The sequence below is a fragment of the Pseudomonas protegens genome, assembly GCF_003363755.1.
GTDB classification, from domain to species: domain Bacteria; phylum Pseudomonadota; class Gammaproteobacteria; order Pseudomonadales; family Pseudomonadaceae; genus Aquipseudomonas; species Aquipseudomonas danubii.
Genome location: NZ_CP031396.1, coordinates 3,978,874 through 3,993,957 on the forward strand (window position 1 = coordinate 3,978,874; position 15,084 = coordinate 3,993,957).

Here is a 15,084-nt window from a genome sequence, read left to right on the forward strand (position 1 = left end):
ACAGGCCTTCCCCCTTTCGTCCAGGAGTTCACCATGTCCCTGCGTTCTCTCGCTCTGTTGTCGTTCTGCGTGCTGCTGGCTGCGTGCAGCAAGGTCAATCAGGAAAACTATTCCAAGCTCTCGGCGGGCATGCCCAAGGCCGAGGTTGAACAACTCCTGGGCAAGCCGACTGACTGTTCGGGCGCGCTGGGCATGTCCAGCTGCACCTGGGGCGACAAGAACAGCTTTATCAGCGTGCAGTATGCCGGTGACAAGGTTCTGATGTTTTCCGGGCAAGGCCTGAAGTAAAAAAAACCGGGGCTTCGGGCCCACGGGAGAAAAATAATGATGCGTTTTGTTTTCACTCTTCTGGTCGGCCTGCTCTTGGCCGGCTGCGCCACGTCCCGGGACGATTCGCTGGCGCCCAAGACCGTCAACCACGTCGATCTCAAGCGTTACCAGGGGACCTGGTACGAGCTGGCGCGGTTGCCGATGTATTTCCAGCGTAACTGTGCGCAATCCGAGGCCCGCTACACCCTGTTGCCGGAGGGCAACGTGGCGGTGCTCAACCGCTGCCTGACCCCGGAGTGGAAGTGGGAGGAGGCTCGTGGTACGGCAACGCCTCAGGTGCCGGGCAAGACCGACAAGCTGTGGGTCGAGTTCGATAACTGGTTCTCGCGGCTGCTGCCGGGGGCGACCAAGGGCGACTACTGGGTGCTGTATGTCAGCGATGACTACAAGACCGCGATTGTCGGCAATCCCAACCGTCGTTACCTGTGGTTGCTGTCGCGGACCAAGGAGGTCAATGAGACGGTGCGTGAAGAGTTGCTGAGCAAGGCGCGTCAGCAGGGCTACGACACCACGCGACTGATCTGGCGGGTGTCGGACTCGGCCATGGCCAAGACCTCGAAATAGACTCATCCCCTGTAGCAGCCGGCTGGCCGGCGAAGGCGTTCGTGAGAATGCTTTCGCCAGCACGTCGGCTCCTACGAACTTGGGGTCAGTTGAGCAGCTCGCGCAGGACTTGGGTGAAGGCCCGGCTACTGTCTTCTTCGGCGGCGTGACGTCCGTTACGCACAACCCACTGACCACCCACCATCACATCCCGGACCTGGCGGTCGCCGCCGGCAAACAACCAACGGTTGAGAATCCCATCGCCATCCGCGGTGGCCAGGTAAGGGTCGTTGCCATCCAGCACCAGCCAATCGGCGCGCTTGCCCACGGCCAATGTACCTATGGGTTGCCCCAGCGCCTGAGCGCCGCCAGCGAGCGCGGCATCGTACAAAGTGCGGCCAACCATGGGCTGGTCGGCGCGGTACAGACGGTTGCGACGCTGGTCCCGCAGGCGTTGGCCGTACTCCAGCCAGCGCAGTTCTTCCACCACGCTCAAAGACACGTGGCTGTCGGAGCCGATGCCCAGGCGTCCGCCCTGGGCGAGGAAGTCCACCGCCGGGAAGATACCGTCGCCCAGGTTGGCCTCGGTGGTCAGGCACAGGCCGGCAATGGCCCGGCTTTTGGCCATGAGGCTGACTTCTTCCGGATCGGCGTGAGTGGCGTGGACCAGGCACCAGCGTTGATCCACCGCGACGTTCTCATGCAACCATTGCAGCGGGCGGCGTCCGCTCCACGCCAGGCAGTCGTCGACTTCCTTCTGCTGTTCGGCGATGTGGATGTGAACGGGGCATTGGCGGTCGCTGGCGGCCAGGACTTCGCTGATCTGCTGTGGCGTGACCGCGCGCAACGAGTGAAAGCACAGGCCCAGCTGCTGGTTGGCCTGTTGCGCCAGCAGGGGCTGCAAGTGCTGTTGCAGTTGGAGGTAGTTTTCCGTGCTGTTGATAAAGCGGCGTTGGCCGTCATTGGGGGCCTGGCCGCCGAATCCCGAATGGCTGTAGAGCACGGGTAGCAGGGTCAGGCCGATGCCACTGGCCGCGGCCGCCTGGCTGATGCGTTGGGACAGCTCGGCAGGGTCGGCGTAGGGCTGGCCGTCCGTGTCGTGATGCACATAGTGGAATTCCGCCACTGAGGTGTAGCCGGCCTTGAGCATTTCGATGTACAGCTGGCGGGCGATGATCTCCAACTGTTCAGGGCTGATCTTGCCCACCAGGCGGTACATCAGGTCGCGCCAGGTCCAGAAGCTGTCGTTGGGGTTGCCGGCCACTTCCGCCAGCCCGGCCATGGCTCGCTGGAACGCGTGGGAATGCAGGTTGGGCATGCCGGGTAGCAGCGGGCCCTTGAGCTGTTCTGCACCTTCTGCACTGGCGTTGGCCTGGATGTGAGTCAGCAGGCCGTCGGCACTGACTTCAAGACGTACATGGTTGGCCCATCCATCAGGCAGCAGCGCGCGTTCGGCGAAGAAGGCGGACATGGTTCAAGCACCCCATCGTGTGTTATTTGTATATACATATACAGACGTTTGCCTGCTCGGTAAACTCCGGCAAGCTAGTCACCTTTTTTGCTCAACAAGGATTTCCCGTGCCGACTCCGCCTGCCAAATCGCCGCTGGCTGCCCATCTGGGCGATAGTCCGGCGCCCTTGTATGCCCGCGTCAAACAGATGATCACCCAGCAGATCGAGAGCGGAAACTGGCCGCCGCATTACCGCGTTCCCTCGGAAAGCGAGCTGGTCAATCAGCTGGGCTTCAGCCGCATGACCATCAACCGCGCACTGCGTGAGATGACCGCTGAGGGCATGCTGGTGCGCATGCAGGGCGTGGGGACCTTCGTCGCCGAACCCAAGAGCCAATCGGCCTTGTTCGAAGTGCACAACATTGCCGACGAGATCGCCTCCCGCGGTCATCGCCACACCTGCCGGGTCGTCACCCTGGGCGAAGAGGCTGCCGGTTCCGAGCGCGCCCTGGCCCTGGACATGCGCGAAGGGCAGCGAGTCTTCCACTCGCTGATCGTGCATTTCGAGAACGACATCCCGGTGCAGATCGAGGATCGCTTCGTCAACGCCCTGGTGGCGCCGGAGTACCTCAAGCAGGACTTCACCCTGCAAACCCCTTACGCCTATCTGTCCCAGGTCGCCCCCCTGACCGAGGGCGAGCATGTGGTGGAGGCGATTCTCGCCGAGCCCGAAGAGTGCGAGCTGCTGCAGATCGAGCGTGGCGAGCCGTGCCTGTTGATTCGGCGTCGCACCTGGTCCGGGCGCCAGCCGGTGACCGCCGCCCGCTTGATCCACCCCGGTTCCCGTCATCGTCTGGAAGGGCGTTTTCATAAATGATCCAGTCCACTCTGTTACGCGCCGCCGACTACCCGCGCATGCCATGGAAAAACGGCGGCGGCAGCACCGAAGAAATCACTCGTGACGCCGGCACTGGCCTGGAAGGTTTTGGCTGGCGCTTGTCGATTGCCGATATCGGCGAATCCGGCGGCTTTTCCAGCTTTGCCGGTTATCAGCGGATCATCACCGTGCTGCAGGGTGCGGGCATGCAACTGACGGTCGATGGCGAAGAGGTACGGCCCTTGCTGCCCCTGGACCCCTTTGCCTTCAGCGGTGCCAGCCAGGTGAATTGCACCCTGCTGGAGGGCGCGATCCGCGATTTCAACCTGATCTATTGCCCTGAGCGTTACGTCGCCCGCTTGCAGTGGTTCGATGGTCAGCAACGCTTCTTCACCCAGGCGCACACCGTGCTGGTGTTCAGTGTCGCCGAGCAGACCTGGGTGGACACGGGCAGCATCCCGGTGCAGGCATTGGGGCGTTATGACTGCCTGCGCCTGGATGACAATGCCGGGGTTATGGAAATCGCCACCGATGGACGCTGCTGCGTCATCGAACTCACCGCCATCTGATCATTGTGGCTGGACGCAGGCCGGGATACGGCCTGCTACCGGCTTCTATTCGTTCCCTCGCTGCGCCGGAACCCCAACCCGCACCTGCCGTGCAGAACTGGCGCACATCTCCCTGCAATTGCTGTTTCTCTCGCGCACCAGTTTGTTACCGAACGCCCCAGCACAGCGCAAAATCGGGTTTTGGTAACAGCTTCGCTGCGGCCAAAAATCTCTTCTGGAAAATTCTCGCCCTGTTGAAAGCCTTGTCCAGCAAGGCTTGCGGTTTGCTCTCAAGGTTTTTCAGGTACATCTCAAGCGAGTTGGCCGCTTGATTGCATATGCTTGTATGTACAAGTAAATATGTGTGCGTAAGAGTCGATGGAATCCTCTTCGCACCTTGGACTCATCGCCGAGGAGTTTTTCCGTGACTGACAGCAAACCCACCCAATTCCGCAACGTCGAAATCCGCGCTGCACGTGGCAACAAGCTGACCGCCAAGAGCTGGCTGACCGAAGCGCCGCTGCGCATGCTGATGAACAACCTCGACCCGGAAGTTGCAGAGAATCCCAAGGAACTGGTGGTCTACGGTGGCATTGGCCGCGCCGCGCGCAACTGGGAGTGCTATGACAAGATCGTCGAAGCCCTGACCCAGCTGAATGACGACGAGACCCTGCTGGTGCAGTCCGGCAAACCGGTGGGCGTGTTCAAGACCCACAGCAACGCACCGCGGGTGCTGATCGCCAACTCCAACCTGGTGCCGCACTGGGCCAGTTGGGAGCACTTCAATGAACTGGACGCCAAGGGCCTGGCCATGTACGGCCAGATGACCGCCGGCAGCTGGATCTACATCGGTAGCCAGGGCATCGTCCAAGGCACTTATGAAACCTTCGTTGAAGCCGGTCGCCAGCATTACGACTCCAACCTCAAGGGCCGCTGGGTCCTGACCGCCGGCCTGGGTGGCATGGGCGGCGCACAACCGCTGGCCGCGACCTTGGCCGGGGCCTGCTCGCTGAACATCGAGTGCCAGCAGACCAGCATCGACTTCCGCCTCAAGACCCGCTACGTCGACGAGCAGGCCACCGACCTGGACGACGCCCTGGCACGCATCAAGAAATACACCGCCGAAGGCCGCGCGATCTCCATCGCCCTGTGTGGCAACGCCGCAGAAATCCTGCCGGAACTGGTACGCCGTGGTGTGCGTCCGGACATGGTCACCGACCAGACCAGCGCCCACGACCCGCTCAACGGCTACCTGCCCAAGGGCTGGACCTGGGAGCAGTACCGCGACCGCGCCAAGACCGAGCCCGCTGCCGTGATCAAGGCCGCCAAGCAGTCCATGGCCGAGCACGTCAAAGCCATGTTGGCCTTCCAGAAGATGGGCGTCCCGACCTTCGACTACGGCAACAACATCCGCCAGATGGCCCAGGAAGAGGGCGTGGAAAACGCGTTCGACTTCCCGGGTTTCGTGCCCGCCTACATCCGTCCGCTGTTCTGCCGTGGCGTTGGTCCATTCCGCTGGGCGGCGCTGTCTGGCGATCCGCAGGACATCTACAAGACCGACGCCAAGGTCAAGGAACTGATCCCTGACGATGCCCACCTGCACAACTGGCTGGACATGGCCCGCGAGCGCATCAGCTTCCAGGGCCTGCCGGCGCGGATCTGCTGGGTCGGCCTGGGCCAGCGCGCCAAGCTCGGCCTGGCGTTCAACGAAATGGTCCGCAGCGGCGAGCTGTCGGCGCCGATCGTCATTGGTCGCGACCACCTGGATTCCGGCTCGGTGGCCAGCCCGAACCGTGAAACCGAATCCATGCAGGACGGCTCCGACGCCGTGTCCGACTGGCCGCTGCTCAACGCCCTGTTGAACACTGCCAGCGGTGCGACCTGGGTTTCCCTGCACCACGGTGGCGGTGTCGGCATGGGCTTCTCCCAGCATTCGGGGATGGTCATCGTCTGCGACGGTACCGACGAAGCGGCCGAGCGGATTGCCCGGGTGCTGCACAACGATCCGGCCACCGGGGTCATGCGTCATGCCGACGCCGGCTACCAGATCGCCATCGACTGCGCCAAGGAACAGGGCCTGAACCTGCCGATGATCACCGGCAAGTAACCGGAGTATCGGTTCACCCCACTCTCCCTGTAGGAGCCAGCTTGCTGGCGAAGCAAGCACCACGGTGCATCAGCTGCACCACCTCGCGAGCAAGCTCGCTCCTACAGTGGAAATCGTCTGCAGTGCCCATAGAGGTTTGACGTTCATGGCCTTAGCGAATGATCGTGCAAGCAGCAAGCCGTTGATCGAAAGGCGTTCGATCGACTACATCCCGGAAGCGGAAAGACACGGTCGTCTACTGAGCCAGTTCACCCTGTGGCTGGGTGCCAACCTGCAGATCACGGCCATCGTCACCGGCGCTCTGGCGGTGGTGTTGGGCGGTGATGTGTTCTGGTCGTTGATCGGGCTGTTGATCGGGCAACTGCTGGGCGGCGCAGTGATGGCGCTGCATGCGGCGCAAGGACCGAAGCTCGGCCTGCCGCAGATGATTTCCAGCCGGGTGCAGTTCGGGGTCTATGGCGCGGCCATTCCGATGGTGCTGGTGTGCCTGATGTACCTGGGTTTCACCGCAACCGGCACGGTGCTTTCCGGGCAGGCGCTGGGCCAGATGTTCGGCGTCAGCGACAGCATCGGCATCCTGATCTTCGCCAGCGTGATTGTGCTGGTCACGGTGCTTGGCTATCGGGTGATTCACTACATCGGCCGGGTTGCCAGCGTGATCGGCGTGATCGCCTTTTTCTACCTGTTCAGCCGGCTGCTGAGCCAGACCGACGTCAGCGCCTTGCTGGCGATTCGGCACTTCAGCTGGAGCAGCTTCCTCCTGGCGGTGTCGTTGGCCGCATCCTGGCAGATCGCGTTCGGTCCTTATGTCGCCGACTATTCGCGCTACCTGCCGAGCAAGACGTCGCCATTGAAGACCTTCCTCGCCGCGGGTGCCGGTTCGGTGATCGGTGCCCAGGTGGCGATGGTGCTCGGGGTGTTCGCCGCGGCCCTGTCCCAGGGCCAGTTCGCCGGTCGTGAAGTGGCCTACATCGTCGGCCTGGGCGGCACTGGCGCCATAGCGGCGTTGCTCTATTTCAGCATCGCCTTCGGCAAGGTGACCATCTCGACGCTGAACTCCTACGGCAGCTTCATGTGTATCGCCACCATCATCAGCGGCTTTCGCGGCGAGCTGAAAGTGACGCGCTTGCAGCGGTTGATCGCGGTGTTGCTGATTGTCGGTGCCGCGACCCTGATCGCGCTGCTGGGCCAGCACTCGTTCCTCGGCGCATTCAAGTCTTTCATCCTGTTCCTGCTGGCGTTCTTCACGCCCTGGAGCGCGATCAACCTGGTGGATTTCTACTGCATCACCAAAGAGCGCTATGACATCCCGGCGCTGTCCAATCCAGACGGCCGCTACGGGCGCTGGAATGCCATGGGCATCACTATTTATGTGTTCGGCGTGCTGATCCAGATGCCGTTCATTTCCACCCACTTCTATACCGGCCCCCTGGTGGCGAGTCTGGGCGATACCGATATCTCCTGGATCATCGGCCTGGTGGTGCCCGCGGCGTTGTACTACGTCTGCGCGAAGAAGTGGCATGGCGCGGTGCCCGAGCACCTGATCCTGCCGTTAGAGCAGGACGCGCCCAACGAACAAAAGCTGAGTCAGGCCCGTCGCGCTGCAGCGGTGTGAGTCTTGACGGGACGTGGACAGGGCTGGATGCCTCTTAACTGCCGTAAGCCAACTCATGATTAGGAGCGTCACACAATGAAAATGCATAAGACCCTGCTGACCACGTTGCTGTCCATGGGCTTGCTGGCCGCTTCCGGCGCCCAGGCGGCCGGCTGGTGCGAGTCGGGCAAACCGGTGAAATTCGCCGGCCTGAATTGGGAAAGCGGCATGTTGCTGACCGACGTCCTGCAGTTCGTCCTGGAGAAGGGCTACGACTGCAAGACCGACAGCCTGCCGGGCAACTCCATCACCATGGAGAACGCCCTGGGCAGCAATGACATCCAGGTCTTCGCCGAAGAGTGGGTGGGCCGCAGCGAGGTGTGGAACAAGGCCGAGAAGGCCGGCAAGGTGGTGGGCGTCGGCGCGCCGGTGGTGGGAGCCGTCGAAGGCTGGTACGTGCCGCGCTATGTGATCGAGGGCGACGCCAAGCGCAAGCTCGAAGCCAAGGCGCCAAACCTGAAAAACATCGCCGACCTGGGCCAGTACGCCAGCGTGTTCAAAGACCCGGAAGAACCGAGCAAGGGCCGCTTCTACAACTGCCCGGCCGGTTGGACCTGTGAGCTGGACAACAGCGAGATGCTCAAGAGCTACGGCCTGGAAAGCAGCTACACCAACTTCCGCCCGGGCACCGGCCCGGCCCTGGATGCGGCGGTGTTGTCGAGCTACAAGCGTGGCGAACCGATTCTCTTCTACTACTGGTCGCCGACCCCGCTCATGGGCCAGGTGGATCTGGTCAAGCTGGAGGAGAAACCCGGCGTCGACAAGAGCGTGAGCATCAAGGTCGGCCTGTCCAAGACCTTCCATGACGAAGCTCCTGAACTGGTGGCGGTACTGGCCAAGGCCAACCTGCCCATCGACCTGCTCAACCAGAATCTGGCGCGCATGACCCGCGAACGCATCGAGTCGCCGAAACTGGCGAAACTCTTCCTCAAGGAACATCCTGAAGTCTGGCACCCATGGGTCAGCGACGACGCTGCCAGGAAAATCGACGCGGCCTTGTAGGTCGGGCTTTTCCGACGGTTCACAAGAGCCGTCGGAGGCTGGACCACAACCTCCTTTGATCGAGAGTTTCTTATGTTTCCAGAAAGCTTCACCTTTTCCATCGCCGACTGGGTCAACGGCTGGGTCGACTCCCTGGTGACCAATTACGGTGATGTGTTCCGGCACATTTCCGACACCTTGTTGTGGGCCATCGTCAACCTTGAAGGCCTGCTGCGCATGGCGCCCTGGTGGCTGATGCTGGCGATTGTCGGCGGCATTGCCTGGCACTCCACCCGCAAGCTGCTGACCACGGCGGTGATTGTCGGCCTGCTGTTCCTGGTGGGCGCCGTCGGCCTGTGGGACAAGCTGATGCAGACCCTGGCGCTGATGCTGGTGGCGACCGTGATCTCGGTGCTGATCGGCATTCCCCTGGGGATTCTCTCGGCTCGCAGCAACCGCTTGCGTTCGGTATTGATGCCGCTGCTGGACATCATGCAGACCATGCCCAGCTTCGTGTACCTGATCCCGGTGCTGATGCTGTTCGGCCTGGGCAAGGTGCCGGCGATCTTCGCCACGGTGATCTACGCCGCACCGCCGCTGATTCGTCTCACCGACCTGGGCATCCGCCAGGTGGACGGTGAAGTGATGGAGGCGATCAACGCCTTCGGCGCCAACCGCTGGCAACAGCTGTTCGGCGTGCAACTGCCTCTGGCCCTGCCAAGCATCATGGCGGGGATCAACCAGACCACCATGATGGCCCTGTCGATGGTGGTGATCGCCTCGATGATCGGGGCCCGCGGCCTGGGCGAGGATGTGCTGGTGGGAATCCAGACCCTCAACGTCGGGCGCGGCCTGGAAGCGGGGTTGGCGATCGTGATTCTGGCGGTGGTGATCGACCGCATTACCCAGGCCTACGGTCGTCCACGTCATGAGGTGAGCAAATGAGCAGCGCTGCCGTGAGCAAGATCGAAGTCAGGAACGTCTTCAAGGTATTCGGCAACCGCCCCTCTGACGCCCTGGCGATGATCCGCCAGGGCCAGAGCAAGGATCAGGTACTGGCCCAGACCGGCTGCGTGGTGGGGGTCAATGATCTGTCCCTGAGCATCGGCACCGGTGAGATCTTCGTCATCATGGGCCTGTCCGGTTCCGGCAAGTCGACCCTGGTGCGCCACTTCAACCGCCTGATCGACCCCACCAGCGGGGCGATCCTGGTGGATGGCGAAGACATCCTGCAATACGACATGGAAGCCTTGCGCCAATTCCGCCGGCACAAGATCAGCATGGTGTTCCAGAGCTTCGGCCTGCTGCCCCACCGCAATGTTCAGGACAACGTCGCCTACGGCCTCAAGGTGCGTGGCGAGAGCAAGTCGCTGTGCGCCGAGCGGGCCCTGCACTGGATCAACACCGTGGGCCTCAAGGGTTACGAGAAGAAGTACCCGCACCAGCTGTCCGGCGGCATGCGCCAACGGGTCGGCCTGGCCCGGGCCCTGGCCGCGGACACCGACATCATCCTCATGGATGAAGCCTTCAGCGCCCTGGACCCGTTGATCCGCGCCGAGATGCAGGACCAGCTGCTGGAGCTGCAGAAGACCCTGCACAAGACCATTGTCTTCATCACCCACGATCTGGACGAGGCGGTACGCATCGGCAACCGCATCGCGATCCTCAAGGACGGCCGCCTGATCCAGGTGGGTACGCCGAAGGAGATCCTGCATTCGCCGGCGGATGAGTACGTCGATCGTTTCGTCCAGCGCCGCGCCGCCACCGTGTAGGAGCCGGCTTGCCGGCCAAAGGTCCGGCAAAGCGGCAGACAACCCAAGGTTTGCAAGAAGAGGTCCCCGATGTCCCAGGCTGAAAAAATCGTTATCGCCGACGCCCCTCTGGGTTGGCAGGATGTTGTCGCTGTCGCCCGTCATGGCGCGCAGCTGGCGCTTTCGGCCCAGGCCTGGGCGCGTATCGACAATGCCCAGGCCATCGTCCGCCAGGTGGTGGACAGTGGCGAGCGCGCCTATGGCATCAGCACGGGCCTGGGCGCCTTGTGCAACGTGGTGCTGGCCGGTGAGCAACTCAGCCAGCTGTCGCGCAACACCTTGCTCAGCCATGCCTGCGGTGTCGGGCCGGCGCTGGCCGATGAGCAGACCCGGGCGATCCTTTGCGCCGCCATCATCAACTACAGCCACGGCAAATCCGGCATCCACCGGCAAGTGGTCGAGGCGCTGCTGACCCTGCTCAATCGCGGCATCACTCCACAGGTGCCGTCCCAGGGCTCGGTGGGTTACCTGACCCACATGGCCCACATTGGCATCGCCTTGCTTGGCGTCGGTCAGGTCAGCTATCGCGGTCGTATTGTCAGCGCCGAACAGGCCCTGGCCGAAGAGGGGCTGCAGACGGTGCAACTGGGGGCCAAGGATGGCTTGTGCCTGGTCAACGGCACGCCGTGCATGACGGGCCTGAGTTGCCTGGCCCTGGCCGATGCCAGTCGCCTGTTGCAGTGGGCCGACGTCATCGGCGCCATGAGCTTCGAAGCCCAGCGGGGCCAGATCGACGCCTTCGATGCCCAGATCATTGCCCTCAAGGCGCACCCCGGCATGCAGGTGGTGGGCAGCAATCTGCGGGCCTTGCTCGATGGCAGTGAAGTCATCGCCGCCAGCCGCGGCATCCGCACCCAGGACGCCTTGAGTATCCGTTCCATTCCCCAGGTGCATGGCGCCGCCCGGGATCAACTGGCCCATGCGGTCAAACAAGTGGAAACCGAGCTTAATGGCGCGACCGACAATCCGTTGCTGCTGGGCACCCCGGAGCACTATCGAGTGGTGTCCCAGGCCAACCCCCACGGGCAATCGGTGGCGCTGGCGGCGGACCTGCTGGCCATCGCCATGGCCGAGATCGGCTCCATTGCCGAACGTCGCCTGGACCGCTTGATCAACCCCCATGTCAGTGGCTTGCCGGCGTTCCTGGTCAGCGAGCCCGGGGTCAACTCCGGAATGATGATCGTGCAATACGTGGCCGCCTCGCTGTGCGCACAGAACCGTCAGCTGGCCCAGCCGGCGGTGCTGGACAACTACGTGACTTCGGGCCTGCAGGAAGACCACCTGAGCCTGGGCACCAATGCCGCCCTGAAGCTGCATCAGGTGCTGGAGAACTGCACCCAGATCCTGGCCATCGAGTACCTGCTGGCGGCCCAGGCCTTCGAGTTTCTCAAGGAGCAGCGTTTCGGCACCGGCACCGGTATCGCCTGGTGCCTGCTGCGCGAGCGGGTCCCGGCCTATGACCAGGACCGCTGGCTGGCGCCGGACATTGCCGACGCCGCAGCGCTGCTCAAGGACCCTTTGCTGCTGCACAAACGCTTTTCCAAGGTGCAATGAACCGTTTTTTCCATCACCAGCGTGCCAAGGCGTCACTCGTGCAAAACCGCGAATGACGACGGATAACGGAAGCTTCCGGAGCGACTGGTAGTTATTACAAAACTCTCAAAAGGAGCATGAATGTGACTGCGCTAAACCTGATTCCCGGCCAACTGACCCTGGCCCAACTGCGGGCCATCTATCAGCAGCCGCTGACCCTGACCCTGGACGACAGCGCCTCGGCGCAGATCGACGCCAGCGTCGCTTGTGTCGAACAGATCCTCGCCGAGAACCGCACTGCCTACGGGATCAACACCGGTTTCGGCCTGCTGGCTTCGACCCGCATCGCCAGCGCCGACCTGGAAAACCTGCAGCGCTCCCTGGTGCTGTCCCATGCCGCTGGCGTCGGTGAGCCCATCAGCGACGATCTGGTGCGCCTGATCATGGTGCTCAAGGTCAACAGCCTGAGCCGCGGTTTCTCCGGCATCCGCCGTCAGGTGATCGATGCCCTGATCGCCCTGATCAACGCCGAGGTCTATCCGCATATCCCGCTCAAGGGCTCGGTGGGCGCTTCCGGCGACCTGGCGCCTCTGGCCCATATGTCCCTGGTGCTGCTGGGTGAGGGCAAGGCGCGCTACAAGGGCCAGTGGCTGGAAGCGACCGCGGCCCTGGAAGTCGCCGGCCTCAAGCCGCTGACCCTGGCCGCCAAGGAAGGCCTGGCGCTGCTCAACGGCACCCAGGTGTCCACCGCGTTCGCCTTGCGCGGGCTGTTCGAAGGCGAAGACCTGTTTGCCGGTGCTCTGGTGTGCGGCGGCCTGACGGTGGAAGCGGTGCTGGGTTCGCGCTCGCCGTTCGACCCACGGATTCACGCCGCTCGCGGTCAGCGCGGGCAGATTGACACCGCTGCGGCCTATCGCGCATTGCTGGGGGACAGCACCGAGGTGTCCGCCTCGCACCAGAACTGCGACAAGGTCCAGGACCCGTACTCCCTGCGTTGCCAGCCACAAGTGATGGGCGCCTGCTTGACTCAGTTCCGCCAGGCCGCCGAAGTGCTGGTGGTCGAAGCCAACGCGGTGTCCGATAACCCACTGGTGTTCGCTGCCGAAGGCGATGTGATTTCCGGTGGCAACTTCCACGCCGAACCCGTGGCCATGGCGGCCGACAACATGGCCCTGGCCATCGCCGAGATCGCGTCCCTGAGCGAGCGCCGTATCTCGCTGATGATGGACAAGCACATGTCCCAGCTGCCGCCGTTCCTGGTGGCCAATGGCGGGGTCAACTCCGGCTTCATGATTGCCCAGGTGACCGCTGCGGCCCTGGCCAGTGAAAACAAGGCCCTGGCCCACCCGCACTCGGTGGACAGCATTCCCACTTCCGCCAACCAGGAAGACCACGTTTCCATGGCGCCGGCCGCCGGCAAGCGCTTGTGGGAAATGGCCGAGAACACCCGCGGTGTGCTGGCCGTGGAATGGCTGGCGGCCTGTCAGGGCCTGGACCTGCGCGAAGGCCTGAAAACCTCGCCGACCCTGGAAAAAGCCCGCGCCACCCTGCGCGAGAAGGTGGCGTACTACGAGAAGGACCGTTTCTTTGCTCCGGATATCAACGCGGCCAGCGAGTTGTTGGCTTCGCGCTGCCTGAATGGGCTGCTGCCAGCCCAGTTGTTGCCGAGCCTGTAATGCACGCCGGGCCGCCAGATGACTCCGCGCTCGGCCGAGATCGGTGGCCCCTGTTGGTTCGCTGTACCTGCTGAACGGGCGCGGAGCGCCCGTTTCTGCCGCCCCGCGCTTCTGCGCGGAACGCACTTGTCCGATAACAATAAAAGGGACGATGACATGCAATCGCAAGAAACAGGATTACGTCGGGGGCTGACAGCCCGCCATATACGCTTCATGGCCTTGGGATCGGCCATTGGCACCGGATTGTTCTACGGCTCGGCTTCCGCCATCCAGATGGCCGGCCCGGCGGTGCTGCTGGCCTACCTGATTGGTGGTGCAGCGGTGTTCATGGTGATGCGCGCCCTGGGGGAGATGGCCGTGCACAACCCGGTGTCCGGCTCCTTCGGGCAGTACGCCAGCCAGTACCTGGGGCCCTTGCCGGGCTTTATCCTGGGCTGGACCTACGCGTTCGAGATGCTCATCGTCTGCCTGGCAGACGTCACCGCTTTTGGCATCTATATGGGCTTCTGGTTTCCCGAGGTGGCACGCTGGATCTGGGTGCTGGGCATCGTCCTGCTCATCGGTGGGTTGAACTTGTGCAGCGTCAAGGTTTTCGGCGAGATGGAGTTCTGGCTGTCGCTGCTCAAGGTCGGGGCGATCATCGCCATGATCCTCGGTGGTTTCGGCATCATGCTGTTCGGCATTGGCAGCGCGCTCACCGAGCAGGCCACCGGCGCCAGCAACCTCTGGGCCCATGGCGGCTTCATGCCCAATGGCATCAGCGGGGTGATCGCCTCCTTTGCGGTGGTGATGTTCGCCTTTGGCGGCATCGAGATCATCGGTGTCACCGCCGGTGAGGCCAAGGACCCGCAGCGGGTCATCCCGAAGGCGATCAACGCGGTGCCGCTGCGCATCCTGCTGTTCTATGTGCTGACCCTGTTCGTGCTGATGTCGATTTTCCCCTGGCCGCAGATCGGCACCCAGGGCAGCCCCTTCGTGCAGATCTTCGACAGCCTGGGCATCAGCTCGGCGGCCACCATCCTTAATATCGTGGTGATTTCGGCGGCGGTGTCGGCGATCAACAGCGATATCTTTGGTGCCGGGCGCATGATGTACGGCCTGGCCCAGCAAGGGCAGGCGCCCAAGGGCTTTGCCCAGATTTCCAAGGCCGGCGTGCCGTGGATGACCGTGGTGGTGATGGCCGTGACGCTGTTGGGTGGCGTGGTGCTGAACTACCTGATCCCGGAAAACATCTTCCTGCTGATCGCTTCCCTGGCCACCTTCGCCACGGTCTGGGTGTGGCTGATGATTCTGTTGACCCATGTGGCGATGCGCCGCTCCATGACCGCCGAGCAAGTGGCCCGGTTGCAGTTCAAGGTGCCGTTCTGGCCTTGGGCGCCGGCAGCGGCGATTGCCTTCATGCTGTTCATCTTCGGCGTGCTGGGCTATTTCCCGAAAACTCAAGCGGCGCTGATGGTGGGCGTGGTGTGGATCATTCTGCTGGTGGTGGCCTATATGCTGTGGGTCAAGCCGGCGGCGGGACAGGCTCAGCAGATCCGCGTCGATTCTTCTTTACCTACTGATCATTAACGGA

General features: G+C 62.9%; 13 protein-coding genes. 12 read left to right on the forward strand and 1 reads right to left on the reverse strand.

Annotated elements, in window-relative coordinates; genetic code table 11:
* Positions 1 to 33: 33 nt before the first annotated feature.
* Complete coding sequence (locus DWF74_RS18005) at positions 34 to 288, forward strand: hypothetical protein (RefSeq protein WP_011058771.1); 255 nt, start codon at positions 34 to 36, stop codon at positions 286 to 288.
* Positions 289 to 324: 36 nt separating this feature from the next.
* Positions 325 to 894, forward strand: coding sequence for a lipocalin family protein (locus DWF74_RS18010; protein WP_102862758.1), 570 nt, complete (start codon positions 325 to 327; stop codon positions 892 to 894).
* Between the two features lie 85 nt (positions 895 to 979).
* Here the strand turns inward: DWF74_RS18010 and DWF74_RS18015 are convergent, their stop codons facing one another.
* A complete protein-coding gene (locus DWF74_RS18015) occupies positions 980 to 2,344 on the reverse strand; it encodes a formimidoylglutamate deiminase (protein ID WP_115581429.1) in 1,365 nt (454 codons plus the stop codon).
* Positions 2,345 to 2,451: 107 nt separating this feature from the next.
* Here DWF74_RS18015 and hutC point away from each other — a divergent pair, with 107 nt between their 5' ends.
* The 10 genes from hutC (at position 2,452) to DWF74_RS18065 (ending at position 15,080) form a co-directional block, all read left to right on the forward strand.
* Positions 2,452 to 3,201: a histidine utilization repressor gene (gene hutC / locus DWF74_RS18020; protein WP_102862760.1), complete on the forward strand. Its 750-nt coding sequence runs from the start codon at positions 2,452 to 2,454 to the stop codon at positions 3,199 to 3,201.
* Complete coding sequence (locus DWF74_RS18025) at positions 3,198 to 3,770, forward strand: HutD/Ves family protein (protein WP_102862761.1); 573 nt, start codon at positions 3,198 to 3,200, stop codon at positions 3,768 to 3,770. The genes hutC and DWF74_RS18025 overlap by 4 nt, the downstream gene beginning before the upstream one ends.
* Positions 3,771 to 4,173: 403 nt before the next feature.
* Positions 4,174 to 5,856 carry a urocanate hydratase gene (hutU, locus tag DWF74_RS18030; protein ID WP_102862762.1) on the forward strand — a complete coding sequence of 561 codons (1,683 nt, stop codon included), beginning with the start codon at positions 4,174 to 4,176 and terminating at the stop codon, positions 5,854 to 5,856.
* 145 nt (positions 5,857 to 6,001) lie between these two features.
* Entirely contained in the window at positions 6,002 to 7,471 is a 1,470-nt protein-coding gene (locus DWF74_RS18035) for a purine-cytosine permease family protein (RefSeq protein ID WP_115581430.1), read from the forward strand.
* 75 nt (positions 7,472 to 7,546) lie between these two features.
* Positions 7,547 to 8,512 (forward strand): ABC transporter substrate-binding protein, encoded by a 966-nt coding sequence (locus DWF74_RS18040; protein WP_102882106.1) that lies wholly within the window; start codon positions 7,547 to 7,549, stop codon positions 8,510 to 8,512.
* 72 nt (positions 8,513 to 8,584) lie between these two features.
* Positions 8,585 to 9,436 (forward strand): ABC transporter permease, encoded by an 852-nt coding sequence (locus tag DWF74_RS18045; protein WP_102862765.1) that lies wholly within the window; start codon positions 8,585 to 8,587, stop codon positions 9,434 to 9,436.
* Positions 9,433 to 10,263, forward strand: coding sequence for a quaternary amine ABC transporter ATP-binding protein (locus tag DWF74_RS18050; protein ID WP_102862766.1), 831 nt, complete (start codon positions 9,433 to 9,435; stop codon positions 10,261 to 10,263). Before DWF74_RS18045 ends, DWF74_RS18050 begins: the two co-directional genes overlap by 4 nt.
* Positions 10,264 to 10,332: 69 nt before the next feature.
* On the forward strand, positions 10,333 to 11,856 hold the full coding sequence (locus tag DWF74_RS18055; protein ID WP_115581431.1) for an HAL/PAL/TAL family ammonia-lyase: 1,524 nt from the start codon (positions 10,333 to 10,335) through the stop codon (positions 11,854 to 11,856).
* Positions 11,857 to 11,972: 116 nt separating this feature from the next.
* Positions 11,973 to 13,511 (forward strand): histidine ammonia-lyase, encoded by a 1,539-nt coding sequence (gene hutH, locus DWF74_RS18060; RefSeq protein WP_102862768.1) that lies wholly within the window; start codon positions 11,973 to 11,975, stop codon positions 13,509 to 13,511.
* 156 nt (positions 13,512 to 13,667) lie between these two features.
* A complete protein-coding gene (locus DWF74_RS18065) occupies positions 13,668 to 15,080 on the forward strand; it encodes an amino acid permease (protein ID WP_102862769.1) in 1,413 nt (470 codons plus the stop codon).
* The last annotated feature ends 4 nt before the right edge of the window (positions 15,081 to 15,084 follow it).